Genomic DNA, 25271 nt, shown 5'->3' on the forward strand with positions numbered 1-25271 from the left:
CCGCTGGCAGAGCCGCACGCGCCCCGCGCGGCGGGCCTTCGTATCGTCGGGGAGATCCGGCGTGCGAACAAGCTCGACCCGCAGGAGGTCCCCGCATGAGCCCCGCCCCCAGCCAGTCCGACCGCCTGCGGCCGCGGCGTTCCTGTCTCGCCGTCCCGGGATCCAACCCTCGGTTCCTGGAGAAGGCGCAGGGGCTGCCGGCCGACCAGGTGTTCCTGGACCTGGAGGACGCCTGCGCGCCGCTGGCGAAGCCGGACGCGCGGCACACCGTCGTGAAGTTCCTCAACGAGGGCGACTGGAGCGGCAAGACGCGGGTGGTCCGGGTCAACGACTGGACGACGCACTGGACGTACCGGGACGTCATCACCGTCGTCGAGGGCGCGGGGCCGAACCTGGACTGCGTCATGCTGCCGAAGGTGCAGGACGCCGAGCAGGTCAAGGCCCTCGACCTGCTGCTCACCCAGATCGAGAAGACGATGGGCTTCGAGGTGGGCCGCATCGGCATCGAGGCGCAGATCGAGAACGCCAGGGGGCTGGTGAACGTCGACGACATCGCCGCCGCCTCGCCGCGGCTGGAGACGATCGTCTTCGGGCCCGCCGACTTCATGGCCTCGATCAACATGAAGTCCCTGGTCGTCGGCGAGCAGCCGCCCGGCTACCCGGCCGACGCCTACCACTACATCCTCATGCGGATCCTCATGGCCGCGCGCAGCCACGACCTCCAGGCGATCGACGGCCCGTACCTCCAGATCCGCGACGTCGACGGCTTCCGCGAGGTGGCCGGCCGGGCCGCCGCGCTCGGCTTCGACGGCAAGTGGGTGCTGCACCCGGGCCAGGTGGAGGCCGCCAACGAGATCTTCTCGCCGTCCCAGGAGGACTACGACCACGCCGAGCTGATCCTCGACGCGTACGAGTTCTTCACCTCCGAGGAGGGCGGCAGGAAGGGCTCGGCGATGCTCGGCGACGAGATGATCGACGAGGCGAGCCGCAAGATGGCGCTCGTGGTCTCGGGCAAGGGCCGCGCCGCCGGGATGACCCGCACCACCGTCTTCACCCCGCCGGAGGGCTGACATGCAGTTCGGACGGACCTACGAGGAGTTCGAGCCGGGCGCGGTGTACAAGCACTGGCCGGGCAAGACGGTCACCGAGTACGACGACCATCTCTTCTGCCTGCTGACCATGAACCACCACCCGCTGCACCTCGACGCGCACTACGCCGGCGAGACCACCGACTTCGGTCGCAACGTCGTCGTCGGCAACTACGTGTACTCCCTGCTGCTCGGCATGTCCGTGCCGGACGTCTCGGGCAAGGCGATCGCCAACCTGGAGGTCGAGTCTCTGAAGCACGTCGCGCCCACCTTCCACGGCGACACCGTCTACGGCGAGACGACCGTGCTGGCCAAGTGGCCGTCGAAGTCGAAGGACGACCGCGGCATCGTGCACGTCGAGACCCGCGGCCACAAACAGGACGGCACCCTGGTCTGCGTCTTCCGGCGCAAGGTGATGGTGCCCACGGCGGCGTACGTCCGGGCGCGCGGCGGCGAGCAGCCGGGCCGCCCGGAGCCGGCCGAGCGCGGCGGGGAGCGGTGATGGGGCGGCTGGCGCAGACGGAGGGGCTGACGGAGGTCCAGCGGGAGATCGTCGCCACCGTGCGCGACTTCACCGACAAGGAGATCCTGCCGGTGGCCACGGAGCTGGAGCACCGGGACGAGTATCCCGCGCGGATCGTCGAGGGCCTGAAGGAACTGGGTGTTTTCGGCCTCATGATCCCGGAGGAGTACGGCGGGCTCGGCGAGTCACTGCTCACGTACGCGCTGTGCGTGGAGGAGATCGCCCGCGGCTGGATGAGCGTGTCGGGGATCATCAACACCCACTTCATCGTGGCGTACATGATCAAGCAGCACGGCACTGCGGAGCAGCGGGAGCACTTCCTGCCCCTGATGGCCGCGGGCGAGGTGCGCGGCGCCTTCTCGATGTCGGAGCCCGGGCTCGGCTCGGACGTGGCGGCGATCACGTCCAAGGGCGTACGGGACGGCGAGAGCGGCGACTACCTGCTCACCGGCCAGAAGATGTGGCTGACCAACGGCGGCACGTCGTCGCTGGTCGCGGTGCTCTGCCGGACGGACGAGGGCCTGGGTCCCGACGCGCCCGGGCACCGGTCGATGACGACGTTCCTGGTGGAGAAGGAGCCGGGGTTCGGCACGGTGAACCCGGGCCTGACCATTCCCGGCAAGATCGACAAGATGGGCTACAAGGGCGTCGACACCACCGAGATGATCATGGACGGGCTGCGCGTACCGGCCGACCGGGTGCTCGGCGGCCCGTCGGCGGCGGGCCGGGGCTTCTACCAGATGATGGACGGGGTCGAGGTGGGCCGCGTGAACGTCGCCGCACGGGGCTGCGGCGTCGCCCAGCGCGCCTTCGAGCTGGGCGTCGGCTACGCCCAGCAGCGGCGGACCTTCGGCCGGCAGATCGCCCGCCACCAGGCGATCCAGTTCAAACTGGCCGAGATGGCTACCAAGGTCGAGGCCGCGCATGCGATGATGGTGCGAGCGGCACGCAAAAAGGACACCGGAGAACGTAACGACCTCGAAGCGGGCATGGCGAAATATCTCGCTTCGGAGTACTGCAAGGAAGTCGTGGAAGACGCGTTCCGCATCCACGGCGGCTACGGCTTCTCCAAGGAGTACGAGATCGAGCGCCTCTACCGGGAGGCGCCGATGCTTCTCATTGGTGAAGGCACCGCCGAGATCCAGAAAATGATCATTGGACGGCGACTACTCGAGGAGTACGGGTCCCAGGGTTGACGGACTGCTTCCGGGGCAGGCGGCAGGGGTGGCGTGGCAGCCGGCCACGGGTACCGGCGGGCGAAAGTCCGCTTCGGCTTGCCGAGTTGCCGGTGCCAACCGATAGCATCCCCGACAAGCCGCCGTCCCCCATCACCGCGGCCCCCTCCCGCTACGAAGGTCAAACATGCCCCACAGCCCAGATAACGTTCCGCGCCGCCGGGTCCGTCTGGCGCGCGGCGCATCGCCGTGGCTCCTGCCGACCTTGGCCAGCGCCGCCGTCGGCGTCGCCCGCGCCCGCCGCACCGGGCGCTGGCCCGACCGGCTGGCCGCCGTGCCCCCCGCCGCGCTGGCGGCGGGCATGCTGTGGTTCTTCCGCGACCCCGACCGCGAGATCGCCGAGGGCCGGGTCCTCTCCCCGGCCGACGGCGTGGTGCAGAGCATCATGCCGTGGCCCGACGGACGCACCCGCGTCGCGATCTTCATGAGCCCGCTGAACGTCCACGTGAACCGCGCGCCGCTGGCCGGCACCGTCACCTCCGTGGAGCACGTGCCCGGCGGCTACGTCCCCGCGTTCAACAAGGAGAGCGAGAACAACGAGCGCGTCGTGTGGCATCTGGACACCGAGCTCGGCGACGTCGAGATGGTCCAGATCGCCGGCGCGGTCGCCCGCCGCATCGTGCCGTACGTGACCGGCGGCACCAAGGTCGAGCAGGGCGAGCGCGTGGGGCTGATCCGGTTCGGCTCCCGCGTCGACGTGTACCTGCCGCAGGGCGTGGCGGCCGGCGTGGACGTCGGCCAGGCCACCACGGCGGGGGTGACGCGCCTTGACCGTGACTGATCCGGAGACGAAGGCCGGCTGGGTCCCCGAGGTCGACGAGGACGACGACGACATGCCGCTGTCGACGCGGCTGTCGATCGCCGACACCCTCACGCTGGCCAACGCGACCTGCGGCTTCCTCGCCGTCTACTTCACCACCACCGGCGTGCTCGTCCCGCACCTCATGGGCGAGGACGACGGCGGCATCGCCCGGCACAGCGCCGCCACCGCCGTGATCATGATGCTGCTCGCCTCGGTCTTCGACCTCTTCGACGGCCTGGTGGCGCGCAAGCTGCGCAGCTCGGCGATGGGCGCGGAGCTGGACAACCTCTCCGACCTGATCAGCTTCGGGCTGGCGCCCGCGTACTTCGTGCTGGTCTACGGGATGGTCGCCGACGACGCGCACCAGCGGGTCTCCACGGTGGCCGCGGTCGCGGTGGTGCTGGCGGTGGTGCTGCGGCTTGCCCGGTTCTCCTGCGTCACCGTGCGAGACGGCGTCTTCCAGGGCATGCCGAGCCCCTTCGGGGCGCTCACGGTGATCTCGGTGGTGCTGCTGGAGCTGCCGTTCGTGCCCACGCTGCTGGCGATCGTCGGGGTGGCCTGGCTGATGGTGAGCCGGGTGGAGTACCCCAAGCCGCGCGGCCGGCTCGCGGTGGCCACGCTCGTGTGGATCTTCGTCAGCATGACCTGCCTGGGCGCCTGGGCCTTCGACGCGCCGAACGGGCAACTGCTGCTCCAGACGGGCTGCGCGCTGCAGATAGTGACGGCCGCGACGATCCCGCTCTTCGCCACCGCCCGCCGCGTGAACACCTTCCGCGTCGGCCGCCGCGATGCGCGCGCCGCCGCACAGGGCTGAGCCGCAGACCGGACCGCACCGTCGCGCCCGGGGGGAGGATCCCCCGGGCGCGGCGGCTTTTCCGGCCTGCCCGCCCTGATCGGGGTCAGACGGGCTGCCAGAGCGCGGGGACGTTCGGCGGCTCCCAGCCGGGCAGGGCCGTGTGGGCCTGGCGGCACCGGTAGGTCACGCCGTCGTACGTGACGGTGTCACCGGCCTGGTACGACGCGCCGGCCGCCCAGGTGCCGCCGGGGGCGGAGCCGACGGTCAGGGTGTACGTCACGGTGTGGGCGGTGCTGCCGGTGCCGGTGACCGTGATCGGGTACGTGCCGTCGGCGGTCCCGGCGGCGGCGTCGAGCTTCATGGTCGCCGAGCCGCCGGAGGTCACCGTCGCCGGCGAGAAGGACACCGTGACCCCCTCGGGTGCGCCGGCGGCGGTGAGCGCGACGCTCTGCGGCTCGCCGCCGGTGGTCGTGGTGCTCACCGTGGCCGTGGTGGAGCCGCCGCCCGCCTCCACGCCGCCGGAGGCAGGTGTCAGCGCGAGGGAGAAGTCGGGTGTCTGGCTGCCGCCGCAGTCGGCCTCGCCGGCCGCCGCGGGCACGGCGACGGCGCTCCAGGCGGCCTTGACGGCGTTGCACTCGGCGGCGCCGTAGGTGGTCCTGGCGGCGGTGACGGTCGCCGCGCGGGCGGCCCGGTGGTTCCAGTCGGAGGTCTTCATCAGCAGCCCGCCCATGAAGACCTTCGCGGCCTTCTGGACGCCGATGCCGGTGACGGAGGCGGGGCCGCCGGAGCAGATGGGGCTGTCCGGCTTGCCGCCGCCGGGGCTGGAGCCCTCGGCGAGGAGGTAGAACCAGTGGTTCTGCGGGCCGGCCGCGGCGTGCACCTCGGTGCCGGGGCCGAGCTGGGTGTAGCAGTCGGGGTCGTTGTTGACCAGCGACGGGTGGTACATGTTGCGGATGGGGCGGCTGTCGCCGAAGAAGCCGGCCTTCTCGCCGACGGTGTAGTCGGGCGGGTCGTTCGGGCTGTTGACGTACGCCTCGGTGACGGCGCCGAAGATGTCGCCGGTGGACTCGTTCATGCCGCCGTTCTCGCTGCCCGAGCCGGCGCCGCCGGGCGTGCGGTGGAAGATCTCGTGCCCGTACTCGTGCGCGACGACGTCGATGGACGTGAGCTGGTTGGTGCCGGTCTGGTTGCGGCCGTAGGTGGTCTTGGAGCCGTCGTAGTAGGCGTTGACGACGCTGAGGCCGGCCCGGGCGGGAACGAGGCCGCCGCGGCCGTTCTGGCCGTCGTAGCCGAGCCACTCGTTCAGCATGTCGAACTCCTGCTGGGCCGCGTACATGATGTCGACGCAGGCCGTCTCCAGGTCGTTGGCGCCGCCGTTGCCCCACGGCGGGCTGGTGTACGGGGCGCCGTTCTGGCCGCCGCACTGGAAGCCGCTGCGGTTGGGGTCGGTCATGGCGCTTGCGGCGGTGTCGATCTCGACGGTGCCGTTGTGGTAGCCGTGCCCGGAGGCGTCGCGGACCTGCTCGCGGGTCTCGACGACCGCGCCGGTGCCGGCGTCGACGTAGACCTCGCGCACGCTGGGGGCCCCGGCGGCGGTGCTGCCGGTGACGGTGGACTGCCAGGTCAGCACGCCCTTGCCGCCCTTGATGAGGACGCCGAGCTCGGGTGCCGTGGCCTTCTCCGGCCGGGCGACGCGCGCGATGGCGGTCCGCTCGGCGGCGGCGGCGGAGATCCGGGCGCGCGGGGAGAGCGACAGCTCGGGCGCGGGCGCGGCGGACACGTCGAGGACGCGCCCGCGGCTGTCGGCGAGCACGGTTCTGCCGTATCGGTGCGACGGTGGCGCAGAGTGCTGATACGATTACACCCGTTCCGTCCAGGAGTCCTTGGAAGGCACGAAGCGGGGATTCATCCTGTGGACACGGTTGTTGTTGGCGCTGATCGGACGGACGTCGCCGGGCTCGCACCGGCGTGGGGCCCTGTCAACGGTCCCGCACCGCAGGATCTGCGGTGGATGCGACTTCGGGCGCGGAAGCCAGCCGCGCAGGAGAGCGCGAATCGGTGTGGACGACTGAGTCAACAGACTCGGGTGGTTACGACCGAAAAGTTGACGTCTGTTGCTCCCCCCGGGGAAGTTGTGCCGGTTCGGGGATATCCCACCGGCCCTCATATCCGGGTTATACGCTGCTGGAATGGAGCTGGAGCTGCGGCACCTGCAGGCTGTCTGCCGGATCGCAGAGGCCGGCAGCCTCGCGCGCGCCGCCCGCCTCCTCGGCGTCTCCCAGCCGGCGCTGTCGGCTCAGCTCCGCCGCATCGAGCGGGTGGCCGGCGGCGAGCTGTTCACCCGCACCCCGCGGGGCGTTCTGCCCACGCCGCTGGGCGAGTTCGTCCTGTCCAAGGCGCACCGGGTGCTCGGCGAGATGGAGGCGCTCGCGGCCGGCGCCCGAGCCGCGGCGGCGGCGGGGCCGCTGCGGCTGGGCAGCATCGTGCTCGTGATGCTCGGCGCGCTGGTGCAGGAGCTGGAGGAACTGCTGCCGGGCCGGCAGACGACGGTCGACAGCGAGGACTCGGTCACGGCCCTGACGCGGCTCCTGGGCTCCGGCCACTACGACGCGATCCTCTACGGCGAGGTCAACGACCACCGCACCCCGCTCCCGGCGGGCGTCACGGCCCGCACGCTGGTCGCCGGCGAGCCGTTCTGGATCGCCCTGTCGGCCCGGCACCGGCTCGCGGACCGGGAGCGGCTGGAGCTGGGCGAGCTGGCGGGCGAGCAGTGGATGGCGATGACGAGCCAGGACGACGGCGGCCCCGAGGCCCTGCTGACGGCGTGCGCGGGTGCGGGCTTCACGCCGTCGCTGCGCTACCGCATCGGCGACACGGCGCTGAACCGCCGGCTGATCGCGGCGGGCCGCGCGGTGGCGGTCTTCCAGCCCACGGCCCCCGCGACCGCGGGCGTGGTGCTGCGCCCGCTGGCGGGGGACCCGATCAGGGGCCGCCTGACCCTGGCGTGGCAGCGCCGGGCCGTACCGGTCGAGCAGGCGGGGGTGCTGTACCGGGCGGCGGCGCGGGCGTACGCGGCGGGACTGGCGAACAACCCGCGGTACGGGGCGTGGTGGGCGGAGCACCCGGAGGTGCATCCGGAGCGGACGTGAGCGCCGGCTCCGGATGCGCGGCGGCCGGGCGTCGGCCCGGATGCGCCGTAGCCGGGTGCGGCCGCCGGGGCGCGCGCCCCGCGGCCCGGCTCAGCCTCCGGCGCCCTCCGCGGCATAGTCGGCCGCCGCCGCGGCCGTGAAGGCCTCCTTCGCCACGACCATCCCGCCCTTGGCCTCGTCGTCCGGCCGCAGGATGAAGCTCTCCCGGGTCGACGGCTCGGCCGGGTCGGAGAAGTCGTGGGTGATGCCTAAGCCGGTGTCCATCGAGTCGATGGACAGCAGCGCCTCCGTGACGCCCTCGCGGGTCAGGTTCTTCGCCTCGCAGGCCCGCTTCAGTGCCTCGCCGAACAGGTCGGCCGCGGCCCAGCCGGCGATGACGCCGGTGTCGAGCAGCTCGCCCGGGTACTCCTTCTCGTACGCCGCCGACAGCTCCGCGGGCCCCGGCTCCGCCGAGCCGATGGGCAGGGTGGAGGTGGAGACGTAGAAGTTCTTGAGCAACGCGGGCCCGGCGGCGGTCTCCAGCAACTGCGGGGCGAACGTCGGGTTGGAGCCCACGACCGGCACGTCGAGCCCGGAGGCCGCCGCCACGCCCGCCAGCGACGCGGACTGCCGTGGCCCGGCGCTCATCAGGATCGCCGAGACCTCCGCCTTCGCGAGTGAGGTGACCTGGGCCGTCATGTCCTGGTCGGTCGCCTTGATCTTCTTGCCCACGACGGTGAGCCCGGCCGCCCCGGCCGCGTGCTCGGAGCCGGCCAGCGCGTTCTCGCCGTAGTCGCCCTCGAAGTACACGTGGCCGATCTTGTCGCCCTTATCGACGAACCCCTCCTGGACCAGGAAGTCCACGGCGTTGATCATCTCCACGTCGTACGTGGCGCCGATCTGCCGGATGTTCTCGCTGCCCAGCAGCGTGGCCGACCACGCCTGCGGGATGACCAGCCCCTTGTCCTGGGTGTCGATGCGGTCCTTCACCGCGGCGACGTAGGGCGAGCCGATGAACTGCGGGAAGCCCAGTACCTCCGGCTCCAGCTCGGTGTACGCGGAGACGGCCTTCTGCGGGTCGTAGCCGTGGTCCCGCACGGTCAGCTCCACCTCGCGGCCGCAGACGCCGCCGGCGGCGTTGAGCTCGTCGAAATAGAGCTGCTGCGCCTGCGTCACGCTCTTGCCGAGGGTGGCGTAGACGCCCGTCATGTCGGTGAGCACGCCGAGCGGGATGGTGGTCGCCGTCACACCGTCGTCGACGCGCAGCTCCGAGCCGCCCCCGCCGCCGCCCTCATCCTCGTCGTTCGCCTTGCTGCTGCAGCCCGCCGCGATGAGCGCCAGGGTCGCCGCGATCACGGCGACCGCGGCGGCCGCGGCCGAATGCCGTCGGTGTCTACGTACTGTGCGGTGTGGGTACGGCGTCTTCGGCATCAGAGGGTTCCTTCTTCTCGGGAGTTCTGCGGCGAGGGGCGAGCCGGACCAGGCCGCCGGGCAGGAAGAGCACGACCGCGACGACGGCGGCCCCGTACAGGTAGCGGGACGCCTCTCCGGGGGCGACGCCGCCGCCGGTGGCGGAGACCAGCGGCAGCGACTCGCTGTAGCGGATGAAGACCTGGGGCAGCAGGGAGACGAAGGCGGCGCCCATGACCGCGCCGGCGACCGAGCCGAGCCCGCCGATCACGATCATCGCCAGGTACTCCAGGGAGAGCACGAAGCCGAAGTACTCCGGCACCGTGCGCTGGAAGACCAGCGCAAGCAGCACCCCGGCAAGACCGGCGTACATGGACGACAGCACGAACACCCCGGCGCGCAGCCGCGCCACCGGCACGCCCATGACGCCCGCGGCGATCCGGTGGTCGCGCAGGGCGTTCATCGCCCGCCCGGGCCGGCCGCGCAGCACACCGCGGGCGAAGAGCGCGCCGGCGACGAGCAGGGCGAGGCCCACGTACCACAGCTTCTCGGCGGACTCGAACGGCACGCCCAGCAGCACGTCCTCGTTGTCGTCGAAGCGGTAGCCGAACAGCTCCAGCGGCGGCACGGCACGGCCGTTGTAGCCGCCGGTCACGTCGTCGGCGTTGAACAGCAGGTGCTGCCCGATGAAGATCAGCGCGAGCGTGGCGATGCCGAGGTACGCGCCGCTGAGCCGCCCCGCGATCGGACTCAGCAGCCCGCCGGCGAGCCCCGCGAGCACCACCGCGCCGGCCGCCGCGACCGCGGTGGGCAGCCCGAGGCCCGTGAGCCCCTCCTCGCCGCCGCCGGAGAGCGCGCAGTAGCCGTACGCGCCGACGGCGAGGAAGAAGGCGTGGCCGAGGGAGAGCTGCCCGGTGGCGCCGGTGAGCAGGTTGAGGCCGATGGCGCCGATGGCGGCGGCCATGGCGAACAGCCCGGCCTGGAGCCAGAACCGGTCGAGGTAGAACGGCAGCGCCAGCGCCACGAGCAGGCCGGCGCCGGCCGCGGCGGTCGGCGCATACCGCGGCAACCCGGTGCGCCGGGCGGGGAGCGGCTCAGACACGGGTCAGCTCCCTCGTCCCGAAGAGCCCGGCGGGCCGCGCCAGCAGGACGAGCAGCATCACCAGGTACGGGGCCACGTCGCCGATGCCGCGGCCGAGGAACGACAGCTCGGCCTGATAGCCGGTGGCCATCGCCTCGGTGACGCCGACGATCAGCCCGCCGGCCAGCGCGCCCCCGGTGGAGTCGAGGCCGCCGATGATCGCGGCCGGGAACGCCTTGAACGCGGCGAAGGACGTGCTGCGTTCCAGCCCCGGGGTGGGGAAGACGGTGAGGAAGAGCGCGGCGACGGCGGCCAGCGCGCCGGCCACCGCCCAGGCGGAGAGCGACACGCGCCCGAGCCGTACGCCCATCAGCGCCGCGGCCTCCCGATTCTCGGCGGCGGCCCGCATCGCCACGCCCCAGGAGGTGAAGCGGAAGGCGAGCAGGAAGGCCGTGATGAGCAGGGCGGCGGCGGCCAGCGCGGCGATGCGGGTCTGCGGCACGGTCACCGAGCCGAAGGTGAGAACCGCGTCGCCCCACGGGTCGCCGAGAGTCAGTACGTCGGTGCCGATGAGCCGGGTGAACTCGGTGAGCAGGACGATGTCGACGCCGATGGTGGCGATGGCGAGCACGCTGTGCTCACCGCCGCGGTAGCGGCGGATGACCAGGAACTCCACCAGCGCGCCGACGGTCGCGGCGCTCGCGACGCCGACGGCGAGAGCGGGCCAGAAGCCGATGTGCTCGCTGAGCCGGGCGGCGACGTAGCCGCCGGCGAGAAGGAGGGAGGCGTGGGCGAAGTTGACGACCTCGGTGGCCTTGAAGATGACGACGAAGCCGAGGGCGATGAGGGCGTAGACCGAGCCCGTGGAGAGCCCGCCGATGAGCAGTTCGACGAACGTGCTCATGGGCGCGCCCCCCCGGCGGTCCCGGGCCGCGCCCGCGTTCCGGAGACGCCGCCGTCCTCCGGGGCCGCCTGGCCGAGGTACGCGCGCACCACGTCGGGGTCGCGCTGCACCGCCGCGGGCGTGCCGCCCGCGATGCGGCGGCCGAAGTCGAGCACGGTCACCTCGTCGGCGAGCCGCATGACCACCCCCATGTCGTGTTCCACCAGGACGATCGAGATGCCGAGGCTTTCGCGGATCCCCGCGACCAGCGCGGCGGTGCGCCGCCGTTCCGCCGACGTCATGCCGGCCACCGGCTCGTCGAGTAACAGCAGCCGCGGCTCGGTGCACAGGGCCCGGCCCAGCTCGACGAGCTTCTGCAGCCCGTACGGCAGCGCCCCGGCCGGGTGGTCGAGGTACGGCTCCAGGCCGGTGAACGCGGCGATCTCCCGCACCCGTGCGCCGTGCCGCGCCTCCTCGCGCGCGGCGGACGGCAGCCGCAGCCCGGTGGCGAGGAAGCCGGACTTCGTCAGCCGGTGCCGGCCGAGCATGAGGGTGTCGGAGACGGTGGCGTACGGGGGCAGGGCGAGGTTCTGGAAGGTGCGGGCCACGCCGAAGCCGGCGATGCGGTGCGGGGGGACGCCGGTCAGCTCGTGGCCGCCGAGGCGGACGCTGCCGGAGGTGGCGCGGTAGACGCCGGAGAGCACGTTGAAGCAGGTGGACTTGCCGGCGCCGTTGGGCCCGATGACGGCGTGCACGCTGCCGGCCGGCACGGTGAACGACACGTCGTCCAGCGCGGTGAGCCCGGCGAACCGCACGGTCAGCCCGGTCACGCGCAACTCGGGGACGCCGGGCGCCGCCGGGACCGTGCCGGCCGCGTCCGCCGCAGGCCCGTCGGACCCGAACGGTGGCTCCGGGTGCCGGGAGCCCGGCGGTGGCCTGCGGGATCGGGGAGTCCCCCTCACTCCGGCCACCTCCCCAGCCGCGGTACGGAAGCACTCACGGACTCCGCGTCCTGCGCCGCGGTCTCGTCCACCACGCCCAGGTACCGCCGCCGCACCTCGTCCGACACCGCCAGCTCCGCCGCGGGCCCGCTCAGCGCCACCCGGCCGGTCTCCAGCACGTACGCCGACGACGCCAGCTTCAGGGCGACCGCCGCGTTCTGCTCGACCAGCAGCACCGAGGTGCCCTGCGCGTTGATCTCCCGGATGGTGTCCGCGATCCGGGCCGCGGCCATGGGCGCCAGCCCGAGCGTCGGCTCGTCGAGCAGCAGCAGCCGCGGCTCGGCCATCAGCGCCCGGCCGAGCGCAAGCATCTGCTGCTCGCCGCCCGACAGCAGCCCCGCGCGCTGCTGCGCCCGCTCGCGCAGCACCGGAAAGAGCCCGTGCACACGGGCGAGTGCCGCGGCCCGGCGGTGCGCCCGGGCCCGCGCCCCGTCCCGCTCCGCGCCGCGGGTGCGGCCCCGCGCGCCCCCGCGGGCGCCGAGCGCCCCGGCACGCAGGTTGTCCGCCACCGTCATCCGCGCGAACACCTGCCGTCCCTCGGGCACCTGCACCACCCCGGCCGCGACCACCTCCGCCGCCGCGAGGCCGTCGAGCCGCCGCCGGCCGAACGACACCGACCCGCCCCGCACCGCGCCGCCGTGGAAGGCCAGCGTGCGCGAGACGGCCCGCAGCAGCGTGGACTTGCCCGCGCCGTTGCCGCCCAGCACCGCGACCACGGCGCCCTCCGGCACGTCGACCGAGACGTCGCCCAGTGCCCGCACCGGCCCGTAGCCGGCCGTCACGCCGTCGACCCGAAGGGACGCAGCCGTCATCGGCACCCCTCTCCCTGGAATAGGCGTTACGACAGCACCGGCGCCCGCCGCCGTCCACGTCGGACGGCAGAATCGCTGCCGATGACCACCGGGTATGCCGCCCCGTTGTGCACCGGCACAACGCGCTGCCATCGTGAGCGGATGGCTGCCCGCAGAGCGCGTTCGGACCATGACTGGGCGGTGCTCGCCAGCGCCTCGCAGGCGCTGACGGACCGCGTGCCGCTGCTCGCCGACCGGCTGCTCGACGAACTGGCGGAGAACTCGCCGCACTACGACCTGGCCGTGCCGCGCGACGAGCACTGGGAGCAGATCTGTGTCGCCCTGCGCTACGGCATCGAGGCCATCGCCGCCTCCCGCTCCGCGCCCCGCCGCGACCTCGCGTACGCGCGGGAGCTGGGCCGGCGCCGGGCGGAGCAGGGGCTACCGCTGGAGCTGCTGCACCAGGCGTACCGGCAGGCGGCGTATCTGGTCTGGGACGAGATGCTCGACGTCGTCGCCGGCGACGACCCGGACTCGCTGCCGGTGCTGCTGCGCACGGCCACGCAGATGTGGTCGGGGGTGGACCGGCAGACGGAGACGCTGACCGTCGCCTACCGCGCGACGGAGCGGGAGCTGCAGCGCCGCACGGACGGTCGCGGGCAGGCGCTGCTGGACGCTCTGCTCGACGCGGGCGACGGCGACGCGGACCCGGGCCTGGTGCAGCGCGCGGCGGCGGCGCTGGACCTGCCGGAGACGGGGCGCTACGCGGTGGTGGTGCTGCGCTCGGAACACCACGGCCCGGGCGTGCCGGTGGAGCCCGGCGGCATGCGGTTCTTATGGCGGATGCGTACGGACGTGGAGCTGGCCGTCGTCGACCTCGGCGCCACCGCCTCCCCGACGGATCTCCAGACCGCCCTGCGCGCCCGCTGCCCCGGCCCGGGCGGCATCAGTCCCGTCGTCGGCAGCCTGGCGAAGCTCGGCCACGCCCGCCGCCTGGCGGAGCTCGCCCTCAGCACGGTGAGCCCGGGCGGCGCGGGCGCCATCGTCCGCCTGGCCGAGCGCCTGCCGGCGGCCCTCGTGGTCAGCCGCCCGGAGCTGGCCGCCCTGCTCGTCGCGGAGGTCTTCGGCGAGTTGCTCCGCCTGGAGGCGCCGGACCGGGCGATGCTCCTGGAGACCCTGGAGGCGTGGCTCTCCTGCGGCGGCTCCGCGGGCCGCGCGGCGACGCGGCTCTACTGCCACCGCAACACGGTCTTCAACCGCCTGCGGCGCCTGGAGCAGCTCACGTCGCGCTCGCTGTCACGCCCGCGGGACCTGATCGAGCTGATGCTGGCGCTGGAGGCGTACCGGCGCGGATAGGCCCACGGGTCAGAGACAGTCGCGCGCCAGGGTCTCCGACACCGACTCCAGCAACGGACCCGCATTGCGCATCGACACGCCCAGGTCCGGCTCCAGCGCCGACAGCGCGTACGCCCGCTCGATCCCCGCCGCCCGCAGCGCCGCCTCGTCGATCGACAGCCCGCCGCACACCGCCACCACCCGCTTCCCCGCCGTCCGGGCCGCGGCCGCCACGCCCGCCGGCGCCTTGCCGTGCAGGGTCTGCCGGTCCAGCGACCCCTCCCCCGTGATCACGAGGTCCGCCCGCGCGAGGGCCGCTTCGAAGCCGAGGACGTCGAGCAGCACCTCGATCCCGGGCCGGAAGACCGCGCCGAGGCCGAGGAGCGCGCCGTAGCCGATGCCGCCCGCCGCGCCGGCGCCCGGCTGCCCGGCCAGCTCCACCGCCCGCGGTCCCACGGCCTTGGCCAGCACCCGCACGTAGTTCGCCAGCGCGGAGTCCAGCGCGGCGACGTCCGCGGCGGTCGCGCCCTTCTGCGGGCCGTAGACGGCGGGCGCACCGGTGGGTCCGGTGAGGGGGTTGTCGACGTCGCTGGCGAGGATCAGCTCGACGTCCGCGAACCGGGGGTCGACGCCGCTCAGGTCGGCCCGGGCAAGGCTGGCCAGCGGCCCGCCCCCCGGCCCGACCGCGGCCCCGTCCGCATCGAGGAAGACCGCGCCGAGCGCCGCGAGCATGCCGGCGCCGCCGTCCGTGGTCGCGCTGCCGCCGACGCCGAAGACGACGGTCCGCGCCCCGCCGTCGAGCGCCGCGCGCAGGAGTTCGCCGCTGCCGTACGTGGTGGCGGTGCGCGGCGCGAAGCGGCCGGGGGGCAGCAGTTGCAGTCCGGACGCCTCGGCCATCTCGACGACGGCGGTGCCGTCACGCAGCGCGTACGCCGCGGTGACGGGTTCGCCGAGCGGCCCCGTGACCCGCGCCTCGCGGCGTTCGAAACCGGCGGCCAGCGCCGCGGCCACCGTGCCGTCGCCGCCGTCCGCGACGGGCAGGGCCTCGACGGCGAGGCCCGGCGCGACCCTGCGCAGGCCGGCGGTCACCCGCTGGGCGACCTGTTCCGCGGTGAGCGAGCCCTTGAACTTGTCGGCCGCGATCAGCACCCGGGTCACTGCTCCGTGCGTCACTTGTCACCCCTCGCTCTGGTCCTGGTCACGCCGGTGCGACCCTATCCGGACGGCCGCCGCCTTGCCCATCGCCTGCGTCACCGCGGCCGGGGCCCGGGGCCGGCGCGGCCGACGTCCCCGGGCCCGTACGGCGGCGGGCTCTCAGCCCTCCCGCCGCTCCAGCGCCAGCAACTGCTTCTTGCGGTCGATCCCGCCCCCGTACCCGGTGAGGCTGCCGTCGGCGCCGACGACGCGGTGGCAGGGGACGATGATCCCGACCGGGTTGCGCCCGTTGGCCATGCCGACCGCGCGGGAGGCGGCGGGGTTGCCGACGCGCTCGGCGAGTTCGCCGTAGGAGATCGTCTGCCCGTACGGGATCTGCCGCAGTTGTTCCCACACCCGCTGCTGGAACGGCGTGCCGGCCAGCCGCAGCGGCAGGTCGAAGTCGGTGCGTTCGCCCGCGAAGTACGCCGTGAGCTGCACGTTCGCCGCGGCGAACGGCGCATCCGCGGGGTCGGCGGGGGTGCCGAAGGTCTCTTCTGCGGGCCGGTGGCGCTGGTCTGTCATGTAGAGCCCGGCGAGGTCGTCGTCCTCGGCGACGAGGGTGAGCGGTCCTACGGGGCTGTCGACGGTGGTGTGGGTTCGCATGTCCTTCACTCCGTGGGCATCAGGTTGATCGGGTGGTCACCGGCGGGCGGAGCCGCCCAGAGGTACTGCACGGCGTACGCCCGCCAGGGCCGCCAGGCGGCCGAGTGGCGGACGAGGGCCGCGGGGCTGCCCGGCAGGCCGAGGCCGGCGGCGGCCTTGCGGACGCCGAGGTCGGTGGCCGGGAAGGCGTCGGGGTCGCCGAGGGCGCGCATGGCGACGACCTCGACGGTCCACGGGCCGATGCCGGGCAGTTCGGCGAGCTGCCGGCGGGCCTGTTCCCAGTCGCTGCCGCCGCCGAGGTCGAGGTCGCCGGCGGCGAGGGCGGCGACGAGCGCGGTGAGGGTGGTGCGCCGGGTCTGCGGCATGGCCAGGGCGGCGGGGTCGAGCCCGGCGAGGGCGCCGGGTTCGGGGAAGAGGTGGGTGAGGCCGCCTTCCGCGTCCTCGATCCCGGTCCCGTACGCGGTGACCAGCCGTCCCGCGTGCGTGCGGGCGGCGGCCGTGGAGACCTGCTGGCCGAGCACGGCCCGTACGGCGAACTCGGCGCCGTCCGTGGTACGCGGCACCCGCCGTCCCGGCGCCTTGCGGATCAGCTCGGCGAGCTGGGGGTCGCGGGCGAGCTGCTCGTCGACGGCGACGGGGTCGGCGTCGAGGTCGAGCAGCCGGCGGCAGCGGCTGATGGCGATGGCCAGGTCACGCTGGTCGGTGAGGGCGAGCCGGGCGGAGATGTGGGCCTGCGGACCCGGCTTCGGCGTGAGCGAGGCGATGCCGTGCCCGTACGGGAGCCGCAGCGTGCGCCGGTACGCACCGCCGCGCCACTCCTCGACGCCGGGCACGGCGGTGGCGACGAGGTGGCCGAAGAGGTTGTCGGGTGTCAGCGGCTGCCGGAAGGGCAGCCGGAGGCTGATCACGCCGGGGGCGGTGGTGCCGCCGCCGGCGCGGCTGCGGGCGGCGCGGCGGCGCAGCTCGGTGGGGGCGAGGGCGAAGACCTCCTGGACGGTGTCGTTGAAGGTGCGGATGGAGGAGAAGCCGGCCGCAAAGGCGACGTCGGCCATGGGCAGCGGCGAGGTCTCGATGAGGACGCGCGCGGTCTGCGCGCGCTGGGCGCGGGCGAGCGCGAGCGGCCCGGCGCCGAGCTCGGCCCGGAGCTGCCGTTCGATCTGGCGGGTGCTGTAGCCGAGCCGGGCGGCGAGGCCCGCGACGCCGTCGCGGTCGACGACGCCGTCGGCGATGAGCCGCATGGCGCGGGCGGTCAGATCGGCCCGGTGGTTCCACTCCGGGGAGCCGGGGCTGGTGTCGGGGCGGCACCGCTTGCAGGCGCGGAAGCCGGCTTGCTGGGCGGCGGCGGCGCTGGGGTAGAACCGCATGTTCTGCGGCTTGGGCGGGACGACGGGGCAACTGGGCCGGCAGTAGATGCCGGTGGTCAGCACCCCGGTGAAGAACCAGCCGTCGAAGCGGGCGTCCTTGGACTGGACGGCCCGTACGCAGCGCTCCGTGTCGGTGAACATGACTCCAGAGTGGGGCACCGCGAGCGCGCATGCTAGCGAGAATCCGACATGACCCTACGGCTGCGCTGCGGCCTTGCGGCTTGCCGGTCGCAGGACCCGCGGGACCGGACCCCCGTCAGCGGGACCGCGTCAGCAAGGTCTCACCGCCGGGGGCAGGAACCACGCGGACAACCCTCGCGACCGGCATCCCGTCAGCGGGACCGCGTCAGCACAACCCCACCCGTGCACCACGCACGGACCGGCCAGACCCGCACGACGAGCCACGCGGTCCGCTCGTCCTCGATCTCACGAAAGGTCCCACCGCCGGGGGCAGGAGCTAGGCGGACAACCCCCGCGACCGGTGTCCCGTCAGCGGGATCGCGTCAACGTGCGGAAGACCGCGCGGGCCGCGTTGTGGCCGCCCATCCCGTGCACGCCGGGCCCGGGGTACGTGGACGAGGAGCACAGGAAGACGCGGGGGTGGACCGTGGCCCACGGTACCCGGGCCAGGCGGGGCCGCATCAGGGTCTGCATGCCGGAGAACGCGCCCGCGGCGATGTCGCCGCCGACGTAGTTGGCGTTGCGCGCGGCCAGTTGGGGCGGTCCCGCGGTGGCGCGGGCCAGCACCAGGTCACGGAAGCCGGGCGCGAAGCGCTCCAGTTGCCGTTCGATGACGTCGGTGGCGTCGCCGTCCCAGCCGTTGGGGACGTGCCCGTAGACCCAGAAGGTGTGTTTGCCCTCGGGTGCGCGGGTGCGGTCGACGATGGTGGGCTGGCAGGTGATGAGGAACGGCACGGAGGGGTCGACGCCGTGCACGGCGGCGTCGAGGGCCGCGCCGATCTCGCCCTCGGTGGGTCCGATGTGCACGGTCGTGGCGCGCCGCGCCTCCTCGGAGGTCCACGGCATCGGCCCGTCCAGGGCGTAGTCGATCTTGAACACGGACGGCCCGTAACGGAAGCCGTCGTACGCGCCGCCCAGCCCGGCGATGCGCGCCAGCGCGGTCGGCGAGGTGTCGAAGACGTACGCGCGCGCCGGCGGCAGCTCGTCCAGCCGCTTGACCTCGATCCCGGTGTGGATCTCGCCGCCCAGCTCGCGCAGGTACGCCGCGAGGGCGTCGGAGATGGCCTGCGAGCCGCCGCGGGCCACCGGCCAGCCGACCGCGTGTCCGGCGAGCGCGAACGTGAGCGCCATGGCGGCGGTGATCGGCGTGTGCAGCGGGGCGATGGCGTGCGCGGCGAGGCCCGCGATCATGCCGCGGGCGTGCTCGCCGTGGAAGCGGCGGTTCAGCAGCGACGCGGGCATGGCGAGCTGGCCGAGCCGCAGCAGGGTGACGGGGTCGCGGGGCACCGAGCGCAGCGAGGCGGTGAAGAAGTCCCACGACAGCGTCTCCCACTTGCCGAGGAACGGCTCGACCAGCCGGCGGTAGACGCCCGCGTCGCGGGTGCCGAGCGACGTCGCCGTCTCGCCCACGGAGCGGGAGAGGACCGCCGCGGAGCCGTCGGGGAACGGATGCGCCATGGCCAGTTCGCCGTGCACCCACGTCAGGCCGTGCTCGGCCAGCGGGAGTTCGCCGAAGACCGGGGAGCCGATGCCGAAGGGGTGGGCGGCGGAGCAGGGGTCGTGCCGGAAGCCCGGCAGGGTCAGCTCGGCGGTGCTCGCCCCGCCGCCGATGGTGTCGCGGGCCTCGAAGACCTCGACCGTGAAGCCGCGTCGGGCGAGTTCGACGGCGGCGGTCAGCCCGTTGGGCCCCGCGCCTACGACCACCACGTCGACCAGCGTCGTCATCCGTCTCGCCACTCCCGTCGTCGCTGACTGGGTCAAGGGGCCGCCCCGGGTACGCCTCGGCCTGGTCCGGCCAGCAGGGCAAGGATATGACGCGCCGTCTCCGCGTCCCGCGCCGCGGTGAAGGGAAGGGCGTTGCCGCCGGCCACGCGGAACGGCTCTCCCGCGACCGTGCCGCTGGTGCCGCCCGCCTCGGCGACGAGCAGCAGGCCCGCGGCGTGGTCCCAGGGCTTCTCCCAGGAGAACGCCACTGCGTCGATCTCCCCGCGGGCCACCGACAGGTAGTCGTGGCCGGCGGAGCCGCAGGCCCTGGCCCGTACCCCGGGAACGTCGAGACGGGCCAGGGCGCGCTTCTCGGCGTCGGTGGTGAAGTCGTGGTGGGAGACGGCGACCAGCAGCTCGTGCCCGGGATCGGGCACGCCGGTGTGCAGCTCCTCGCCGCCGACGACGCGCGCGCCGGATCCGCGGCGCGCGACGGCCATGACGTCCTTGGCGGGCAGGTACGTCCAGGAGGCCAGCACCTCACCGCGGTGCGCGAGGGCGACGAGCATGCAGAAACCCGGCTCGCCGTAGACGAACTGCCGGGTGCCGTCGACGGGGTCCACGATCCACACGGGCGCCTCGCCGCGCAGGGCGGCGAGCCGGCCGGGGTCGGCGTGCGCGCCCTCCTCGCCGACGAGCACGGAGCCGGGCAGCAGCGCGGTCAGGTTGCGCTCCAGGTGCAGCTCGGCCTGCCGGTCGGCGACGGTGACCAGGTCGTGCGGGCCGTCCTTCTGCGCGATCTCGTCCGCGCCGAGCTGCCGGAACCGGGGCATGACCTCCTCGGCCGCCGCCTTGCGCACGGCGTCCTCGACCCGGTCGAGGGCGTCGGCGGAGGCCAGGAAATCGTCGATCATATGTCCATCGAACCACGAGCCCGCCTCCGGCGGCGGGGCGGAGCGCTCGGCCGCCTCGGCGCGGTACCCGCGGCACCCGCCTCAGGATGGATAACTGAACGTAGCTGTTCGAGTACATGACGTGTTTACATCGGATAGTCTCGGCACGTCCGCACCAAGGGACCCAGGGGGTAGCACCGTGCCGCAACCGCCACGCGAACTGACGCCGTTTCGCTCGAACAGGGACTTCTACGGAGCCGAGCTGCGACGCCTCCGTACCGAGACCCGCTTATCCCTCGAAGAGCTGTCCGGGCAGGTTCCGGCCAGCCGCGCCCACCTCTCCCGGGTCGAGACCGCCCAGGTGCTGCCGCCGCCCGGACTCTCGGCGTCGCTGGACCAGTTCTTCGACACCGGGGGCCACTTCGCCCGGCTGGACGAACTGGTGCGCCAGTCGCTGGAGATCCACCCCGCACAGTTCCGGCGGCGGATGGAGCTGGAGCGCAGGGCGCGCCTCATCCGGCAGTACGCGGGGATGATCGTGCCTGGCCTGCTGCAGACCGCCGCCTACGCCCGGGCGATCTTCCGCGCCTACAGCCCGGACGCCGCGCCGGAGGAGATCGAGGACAAGGTGGCGGCGCGGCTGAGCCGCCAGGCGCTGCTGCACGCCGATACCCCGCCCGACTACGCGTGCGTCATCGACGAGGCGGTGCTGGTGCGCCCGGTCGGTGGACCCGCCGTGATGCGCGAGCAACTGGCCCGTCTCGCGGACGCCGTGGACACTCCGTCGACCACGGTCCAACTGCTCCCGGGCGCACACGGGGAGCACGCCCTGATGGGCGGCGGGCTCACGCTGCTGACCCTCGACACCGGCCTTCTGGTCGCGTACGAGGAAGGCATCGAAATCGGGACACTGTTCGAAGGCCCGGCGGGCGTCACCGCCCGCCAGCGGGCATACGATCTGGTGAGATCTTACGCGCTGTCTCCCAGTCAGACAGCGGCGTTCATGCGATCGGCGATGGAGGAACTGCCGAATGACCACCACTCCTGACCTCTCCCACGCGGAGTGGGTCAAGTCCAGCTACAGCAACGGTGCCGGGGGCGACTGCGTCGAGTGGGCACCGGCCACCGCGGCCGCCACCGGCGCCGTCCCCGTCCGCGACAGCAAGGACCCGCAGGGGCCCGCGCTCGTCTTCCCGGCGGACGCCTGGACTTCGTTCGTGAACGCGGTCAGGTCCGGCGAACTCCGGCCCGCCTGACGGGACCCGCCTGACGAGGGGCGACACCCAGCGCGGTGGCGTCGTCTCCGCCGCGGGAGGCGCCGTCGCCGCGTCCGGGACCCGCGCACGCACCGGCTGCGGGCGGCACCGGGGAGAACTCGCCGGCCCGGACCGGGTCACCGGCTACCCTGTGCCCCATGGCCACGGCAGCGGAGGGTGACGGGCGGCGTCCGCTGGTGGCGATCCTCAGCGGGGCCGGGATCTCCACCGATTCCGGGATCCCCGACTACCGCGGTCCGAACGGGCTGTGGAGGCGGGACCCCGACGCCGAGAAGCTCGTGACGTACGAGTACTACATGGGTGATCCGGAAATCCGGCGGCGCTCATGGCAGATGCGGCGTAAGAATCGCACGCTCATGGCCCGGCCGAACGCCGCGCACCTGGCCATCGCCGACCTGGAGCGCGCCGGCACCCCCGTGCGTGTCATCACGCAGAACGTGGACGGACTGCACCAGCTCGCCGGGGTGCCGGAGCGCAAAGTGCTGGAGCTGCACGGCTCCGCCCGCAGCGTCGAGTGCACGAACTGCCGTGCCCGCGGCCCCATGGCGGACGCCCTTGCCCGCGTCGAGGCCGGCGAGGAAGATCCGGCGTGCCTGGAGTGCGGCGGTGTCCTCAAGTCCGCCACCGTGATGTTCGGTGAGTCGCTCGACCCCGCGGTTCTCGGAGAGGCCCTCGCCATCGCCAAGGCATCGCAGGTGTTCCTCGCCGTCGGTACCAGTCTTCAGGTCCAGCCGGCCGCCGGCCTCGCGGGAGTCGCCGCCGACCACGGCGCTCGACTCATCATGGTCAACGCCGAGCCCACGCCGTACGACCACCTCGCGGCCGAGGTCGTACGTGAGCCTATCGGCACCGCGCTCCCCAAGCTGTTGGCCAGCTTCGCCAATCCAAGCGCATAACAGCGGCTAACACAATGAGGTGGATTGGGTCTGGTGGCCGTGTCCAGGGCGGGAGTTGAGCGTTCGGTGCGGTGTGGGGACATCGCCGTGGATCGTGTCGGATGAGCTGTGGGGTCGTGTTGAGCCGTTGCTGCCGCAGCGGGCACGGCGCTTACGGTACCCGGGTCGCAGGCCGTTGCCGGACCGGGAGGTGCTGTGCGGGATCCTGTACGTGCTGCACACCGGGATCCAGTGGGAGTACCTGCCGAAGGAGTTGGGCTTCGGCTCGGGTATGACCTGCTGGCGCCGACTGCGGGACTGGAACGAGGCGGGCGTGTGGCAACGGCTACACGAAGTGCTGCTGGCCGAGCTGAACGCGGCCTAGCGGCTGGAATGGTTTCGCTGCGTGGTCGACTCTTCGCACGTCAGGGCGTTAAAAGGGGGAGCCATACGAGCCCCTCCCCGGTCGACCGGGGCCGGGCTGGCTCCAAGAACCACCTGATCACCGACGGGCACGGCACGCCGCTCGCAGTCATTCTCACCGGCGGCAACCGCAACGACGTCACCCAACTGCTGCCGCTACTCGATACGATCCCGCCGGTCCGCGGCCGGGTCGGTCGTCCCCGGCGCAAGCCCGACTCGCTGTTCGCCGACCGCGGCTACGACCACGACGTCTACCGCGACCAGGGCGGTGCCCGCGGCGTCGTGCCGGCCATCGCGCGCCGCGGCACCCGGCACGGCACAGGACTGGGCACCTACCGCTGGGTGGTCGAGCGGACATTCGCCTGGCTACACGGCTTCCGCCGCCTGCGTATCCGCTGGGAACGAAGGGCCGACATCCACGAGGCGTTCCTCAAGCTCGCCTGCTGCCTCATCGCCCATCGTCAGCTCGGCTCGTTGGGTGCCAGCCGTTTCAGGTCAGGCGGAAGGTGAAGTAGTCGACCTGCCAGCCGTCCTTCGTCAATTCCTGTCGGGCGACGATATCCGCCTTGAATTCCTCTTCGGCAATTAGCCGCTTCAAGTAGCCCAGGTCTCCGGAGCTTCCAAAGAAGATCAACATCCGGCCTGTGTTGGTGAGGTGCTGTCTGGCGTTACGGAAGAACGTGGTCATCGCGCGGTAGTTCTCGTCCGTGATGGCGGCCTCAAGCAGGTCTCGCGGAGCGAACCAGCGGAACGGCGGGTCGAAGACAATGAGGTCGAATTTGCCGTAGACATGACTGAATACATCGCTTTGTCGTACTTCAATGCGGTCTGACACGCCGTTGCGCTCGGCGTTTTGCCTTGCTGCCTCGACGGCGATGGGGTTGATGTCGACCGCGACGACGTCTCTGGCTGTCGCCGCGGCCAGGATCGCGTTGACACCACTTCCTGTCCCCATGTCGAGCACCCGGTCTGCTTTACGGACCTCGGCCGTGACGGCCTCGCCCAGGAGATGGGACATGCCGGTGATCGGCTGCACCTCGGGTGGCACCACCAAGATCTTGCCGAGATATTCGAACCTCCTGCCGGAAATCGCCTCGGTCTTCGCTGCCGCGTAGGCGTTCTCATGCCACTGACGGATGTGATCTGCGTGCTCCGCGGTGATTGTGGGAGTGTAGTCGCCAGGCGTGCTGGGACTGCTGTTGACCTGAGCCATGACGGGACCCTATTCGCCTGCCCAACGAGAGAACAGTGAATTGTTCTGCTTCCCTGCCGCCGCGCACGGAAGGCGGCGCAGCTGCCAGCGCGCCGACCCGCTCCAGGACACCCGCCCTCAGATACGCCCCCGGTGCTGGCCGTGCGCTGCCTCAGACACGCAGGGCTGAGCGGACCTGCACATCTCATTGTGTTAGCACCTGTTAGCAGGTGACGAAAATCCCTTGATCACGCTGCGTGGTCAGCGCCTCCCATGTCAAGGGGTGGCCGCGGAACTTACGCAGGAGTTCCTATCGTATACCCCCTAACTCTGTCCCCACACAGGACCATCACCCACTTTAGGGCAAGTGAGTATCGATGTTTCGGATTTCCCTCGACCGTGTAATCGATCCATGCCCGATTTATCACACCGCCGCGGTGGTCCACCTTGACGACGAATAGTAGCTCGGTAAAGCCGTGATCGCCCTTCCCCGATTCACTGCAAGGGCGCGTGATGCGCAGACCCGGCTGGAAGCTTTTATACGAGCCTTCCATGCGGAGGCTGGAACCATTGTCCGGATCGATAAATTTCGGTGGCGAACCTTGTGAGGAAATTATGCCGCTCGTGTTTTCGTTCACCTCCCGCAGCTTGAGGTTGACATCGAGCGGACGCACCGGCGTTTCGTAGCGAATTCGTTGGACAGCTACTTCGCGCCCAGAGGTCGTACACAGGAAGTAGGAGCCGAATGAGCCCACCCAAGGAGATTGCTTCGGTTCCGCTATGGTGATGAGGCCGCCACCAGTCTGGGCACTGAGGATGCCGGTCCCGGAAGGGTACCGCTTAGCGTCGGCAGCCGCAGAAAAGATCACCACAGCGGACAGCGCCACAACTAGCACTCGCCCAACTGGATGGGTGGCCCGCCAATGACGCACCTGAGACACGTATTGACGGGCCATCACATCAATCACCTACCGGTCGTCACAAGCTATCGGGGGATACCCATGCAGACACGACATGGTATGCTACTCATGGAACACACTTCAGCCGGGCGAACTGGTGGAAGTCCGCCTTTACAAAACAGGCCAGGTTTCTCTCCGTGCCACGCTCCCTCGGGACGGTCTAGGCTCCATCCTCGACCCCAACGTCCTACCCCAGCAGATCTCCGACCTACTCAGATTCGTGGGTGCTCTGAGAATCGTCCAACACGACAGCGTTGTTGTGGCCGCTGGCGTGTCAGACCCCGCAATGACCAGCGTCGACACTTTCCACCCACAGCAGTCGCGGCAGAGTGCCCAGATGGCTGGCTACGCCCAACCAAATCTTATCCTGCGGACCCAACCGGACGAGTCCGTCACCCTAGCCGTCCTGGGAACCGGGGCTGACGAGGTCGCGGGCTATCTTGCTCAAGCCCTGATCGCCCAGCACCCCTCCACCAAGTGACGTTCGTGCGTGATTGGACGTGCGCGGTCCAGCACCGGACCGTCGATCAG

General features: G+C 72.1%; 23 protein-coding genes and 1 pseudogene. 11 read left to right on the top strand and 13 right to left on the bottom strand.

Annotated features, from left to right (window positions below):
- Positions 1-95: 95 nt before the first annotated feature.
- From O7599_RS06150 to pssA, 5 genes are all read left to right on the top strand, one after another.
- On the top strand, positions 96-1070 hold the full coding sequence (locus O7599_RS06150; RefSeq protein WP_281621075.1) for a CoA ester lyase: 975 nt from the start codon (positions 96-98) through the stop codon (positions 1068-1070).
- Between the two features lies 1 nt (position 1071).
- The gene (locus O7599_RS06155; protein ID WP_281621076.1) at positions 1072-1590 is read left to right on the top strand and encodes a MaoC family dehydratase; all 519 of its coding nucleotides are present in this window, start codon (positions 1072-1074) and stop codon (positions 1588-1590) included.
- The gene (locus tag O7599_RS06160; RefSeq protein WP_281621077.1) at positions 1590-2807 is read left to right on the top strand and encodes an acyl-CoA dehydrogenase family protein; all 1218 of its coding nucleotides are present in this window, start codon (positions 1590-1592) and stop codon (positions 2805-2807) included. Before O7599_RS06155 ends, O7599_RS06160 begins: the two co-directional genes overlap by 1 nt.
- A gap of 166 nt (positions 2808-2973) precedes the next feature.
- Complete coding sequence (locus O7599_RS06165) at positions 2974-3627, top strand: phosphatidylserine decarboxylase (protein WP_281621078.1); 654 nt, start codon at positions 2974-2976, stop codon at positions 3625-3627.
- Complete coding sequence (gene pssA / locus O7599_RS06170) at positions 3614-4462, top strand: CDP-diacylglycerol--serine O-phosphatidyltransferase (protein WP_281621079.1); 849 nt, start codon at positions 3614-3616, stop codon at positions 4460-4462. The genes O7599_RS06165 and pssA overlap by 14 nt, the downstream gene beginning before the upstream one ends.
- Positions 4463-4547: 85 nt before the next feature.
- Here pssA and O7599_RS06175 read toward each other — a convergent pair whose 3' ends face one another.
- The gene (locus tag O7599_RS06175; protein ID WP_281621080.1) at positions 4548-6257 is read right to left on the bottom strand and encodes a M4 family metallopeptidase; all 1710 of its coding nucleotides are present in this window, start codon (positions 6255-6257) and stop codon (positions 4548-4550) included.
- Positions 6258-6633: 376 nt separating this feature from the next.
- On the opposite strand from O7599_RS06175, the gene O7599_RS06180 reads away from it, so the two are divergent.
- Positions 6634-7593 (top strand): LysR family transcriptional regulator, encoded by a 960-nt coding sequence (locus tag O7599_RS06180; protein ID WP_281621081.1) that lies wholly within the window; start codon positions 6634-6636, stop codon positions 7591-7593.
- A 90-nt stretch (positions 7594-7683) separates the two neighbouring features.
- Here the strand turns inward: O7599_RS06180 and O7599_RS06185 are convergent, their stop codons facing one another.
- From O7599_RS06185 to O7599_RS06205, 5 genes are all read right to left on the bottom strand, one after another.
- A complete protein-coding gene (locus O7599_RS06185) occupies positions 7684-8928 on the bottom strand; it encodes an ABC transporter substrate-binding protein (protein ID WP_281621082.1) in 1245 nt (414 codons plus the stop codon).
- Between the two features lie 37 nt (positions 8929-8965).
- Positions 8966-10051, bottom strand: coding sequence for a branched-chain amino acid ABC transporter permease (locus O7599_RS06190; protein WP_281623289.1), 1086 nt, complete (start codon positions 10049-10051; stop codon positions 8966-8968).
- 25 nt (positions 10052-10076) lie between these two features.
- Positions 10077-10967, bottom strand: a complete 891-nt coding sequence (locus tag O7599_RS06195; protein WP_281621083.1) for a branched-chain amino acid ABC transporter permease — start codon at positions 10965-10967, stop codon at positions 10077-10079.
- Positions 10964-11782, bottom strand: coding sequence for an ABC transporter ATP-binding protein (locus O7599_RS06200; RefSeq protein ID WP_281623290.1), 819 nt, complete (start codon positions 11780-11782; stop codon positions 10964-10966). Before O7599_RS06200 ends, O7599_RS06195 begins: the two co-directional genes overlap by 4 nt.
- A 122-nt stretch (positions 11783-11904) precedes the next feature.
- Positions 11905-12759 (bottom strand): ABC transporter ATP-binding protein, encoded by an 855-nt coding sequence (locus O7599_RS06205; RefSeq protein ID WP_281621084.1) that lies wholly within the window; start codon positions 12757-12759, stop codon positions 11905-11907.
- Positions 12760-12900: 141 nt separating this feature from the next.
- On the opposite strand from O7599_RS06205, the gene O7599_RS06210 reads away from it, so the two are divergent.
- Positions 12901-14094 carry a helix-turn-helix domain-containing protein gene (locus tag O7599_RS06210; protein ID WP_281621085.1) on the top strand — a complete coding sequence of 398 codons (1194 nt, stop codon included), beginning with the start codon at positions 12901-12903 and terminating at the stop codon, positions 14092-14094.
- Positions 14095-14103: 9 nt separating this feature from the next.
- On the opposite strand, the gene O7599_RS06215 is transcribed toward O7599_RS06210, so the two are convergent.
- From O7599_RS06215 to O7599_RS06235, 5 genes are all read right to left on the bottom strand, one after another.
- Entirely contained in the window at positions 14104-15231 is a 1128-nt protein-coding gene (locus O7599_RS06215) for a glycerate kinase (protein WP_281623291.1), read from the bottom strand.
- Positions 15232-15387: 156 nt separating this feature from the next.
- Entirely contained in the window at positions 15388-15873 is a 486-nt protein-coding gene (locus tag O7599_RS06220; protein WP_281621086.1) for a methylated-DNA--[protein]-cysteine S-methyltransferase, read from the bottom strand.
- A 5-nt stretch (positions 15874-15878) separates the two neighbouring features.
- On the bottom strand, positions 15879-17378 hold the full coding sequence (locus tag O7599_RS06225) for an AlkA N-terminal domain-containing protein (RefSeq protein ID WP_281621087.1): 1500 nt from the start codon (positions 17376-17378) through the stop codon (positions 15879-15881).
- Positions 17379-17726: 348 nt separating this feature from the next.
- Positions 17727-19142, bottom strand: coding sequence for an NAD(P)/FAD-dependent oxidoreductase (locus tag O7599_RS06230; RefSeq protein WP_281621088.1), 1416 nt, complete (start codon positions 19140-19142; stop codon positions 17727-17729).
- A gap of 32 nt (positions 19143-19174) precedes the next feature.
- Positions 19175-20035, bottom strand: a complete 861-nt coding sequence (locus tag O7599_RS06235; protein ID WP_281621089.1) for an inositol monophosphatase family protein — start codon at positions 20033-20035, stop codon at positions 19175-19177.
- Positions 20036-20213: 178 nt separating this feature from the next.
- On the opposite strand from O7599_RS06235, the gene O7599_RS06240 reads away from it, so the two are divergent.
- The 4 genes and pseudogenes from O7599_RS06240 (at position 20214) to O7599_RS06255 (ending at position 23099) form a co-directional block, all read left to right on the top strand.
- Entirely contained in the window at positions 20214-21062 is an 849-nt protein-coding gene (locus O7599_RS06240; RefSeq protein ID WP_281621090.1) for a helix-turn-helix transcriptional regulator, read from the top strand.
- Complete coding sequence (locus O7599_RS06245) at positions 21046-21270, top strand: DUF397 domain-containing protein (RefSeq protein ID WP_281621091.1); 225 nt, start codon at positions 21046-21048, stop codon at positions 21268-21270. Before O7599_RS06240 ends, O7599_RS06245 begins: the two co-directional genes overlap by 17 nt.
- Positions 21271-21428: 158 nt before the next feature.
- On the top strand, positions 21429-22187 hold the full coding sequence (locus tag O7599_RS06250) for a Sir2 family NAD-dependent protein deacetylase (protein WP_281621092.1): 759 nt from the start codon (positions 21429-21431) through the stop codon (positions 22185-22187).
- A 73-nt stretch (positions 22188-22260) separates the two neighbouring features.
- A pseudogene (locus O7599_RS06255) lies at positions 22261-23099 on the top strand (IS5 family transposase).
- Here the strand turns inward: O7599_RS06255 and O7599_RS06260 are convergent.
- A complete protein-coding gene (locus O7599_RS06260; RefSeq protein WP_281621093.1) occupies positions 23080-23802 on the bottom strand; it encodes a methyltransferase in 723 nt (240 codons plus the stop codon). The pseudogene O7599_RS06255 and the gene O7599_RS06260 overlap by 20 nt on opposite strands.
- 275 nt (positions 23803-24077) lie before the next feature.
- Entirely contained in the window at positions 24078-24749 is a 672-nt protein-coding gene (locus O7599_RS06265) for a hypothetical protein (RefSeq protein WP_281621094.1), read from the bottom strand.
- Positions 24750-25271 lie beyond the last annotated feature (522 nt).

The sequence above is a fragment of the Streptomyces sp. WMMC500 genome, from assembly GCF_027497195.1.
In the GTDB taxonomy this organism is placed as follows: Bacteria; Actinomycetota; Actinomycetes; order Streptomycetales; family Streptomycetaceae; genus Streptomyces.

Excerpts from the sequence above, each read along its gene's own strand:
- O7599_RS06150 (WP_281621075.1), top strand. The coding sequence starts at position 96 with ATGAGCCCCGCCCCCAGCCAGTCCGACCGCCTGCGGCCGCGGCGTTCC.
- O7599_RS06155 (WP_281621076.1), top strand. The coding sequence starts at position 1,072 with ATGCAGTTCGGACGGACCTACGAGGAGTTCGAGCCGGGCGCGGTGTAC.
- O7599_RS06160 (WP_281621077.1), top strand. The coding sequence starts at position 1,590 with ATGGGGCGGCTGGCGCAGACGGAGGGGCTGACGGAGGTCCAGCGGGAG.
- O7599_RS06165 (WP_281621078.1), top strand. The coding sequence starts at position 2,974 with ATGCCCCACAGCCCAGATAACGTTCCGCGCCGCCGGGTCCGTCTGGCG.
- O7599_RS06180 (WP_281621081.1), top strand. The coding sequence starts at position 6,634 with ATGGAGCTGGAGCTGCGGCACCTGCAGGCTGTCTGCCGGATCGCAGAG.
- O7599_RS06195 (WP_281621083.1), bottom strand. The coding sequence starts at position 10,967 with ATGAGCACGTTCGTCGAACTGCTCATCGGCGGGCTCTCCACGGGCTCG.
- O7599_RS06205 (WP_281621084.1), bottom strand. The coding sequence starts at position 12,759 with ATGACGGCTGCGTCCCTTCGGGTCGACGGCGTGACGGCCGGCTACGGG.
- O7599_RS06210 (WP_281621085.1), top strand. The coding sequence starts at position 12,901 with ATGGCTGCCCGCAGAGCGCGTTCGGACCATGACTGGGCGGTGCTCGCC.
- O7599_RS06220 (WP_281621086.1), bottom strand. The coding sequence starts at position 15,873 with ATGCGAACCCACACCACCGTCGACAGCCCCGTAGGACCGCTCACCCTC.
- O7599_RS06225 (WP_281621087.1), bottom strand. The coding sequence starts at position 17,378 with ATGTTCACCGACACGGAGCGCTGCGTACGGGCCGTCCAGTCCAAGGAC.
- O7599_RS06230 (WP_281621088.1), bottom strand. The coding sequence starts at position 19,142 with ATGACGACGCTGGTCGACGTGGTGGTCGTAGGCGCGGGGCCCAACGGG.
- O7599_RS06235 (WP_281621089.1), bottom strand. The coding sequence starts at position 20,035 with ATGATCGACGATTTCCTGGCCTCCGCCGACGCCCTCGACCGGGTCGAG.
- O7599_RS06245 (WP_281621091.1), top strand. The coding sequence starts at position 21,046 with ATGACCACCACTCCTGACCTCTCCCACGCGGAGTGGGTCAAGTCCAGC.
- O7599_RS06250 (WP_281621092.1), top strand. The coding sequence starts at position 21,429 with ATGGCCACGGCAGCGGAGGGTGACGGGCGGCGTCCGCTGGTGGCGATC.
- O7599_RS06260 (WP_281621093.1), bottom strand. The coding sequence starts at position 23,802 with ATGGCTCAGGTCAACAGCAGTCCCAGCACGCCTGGCGACTACACTCCC.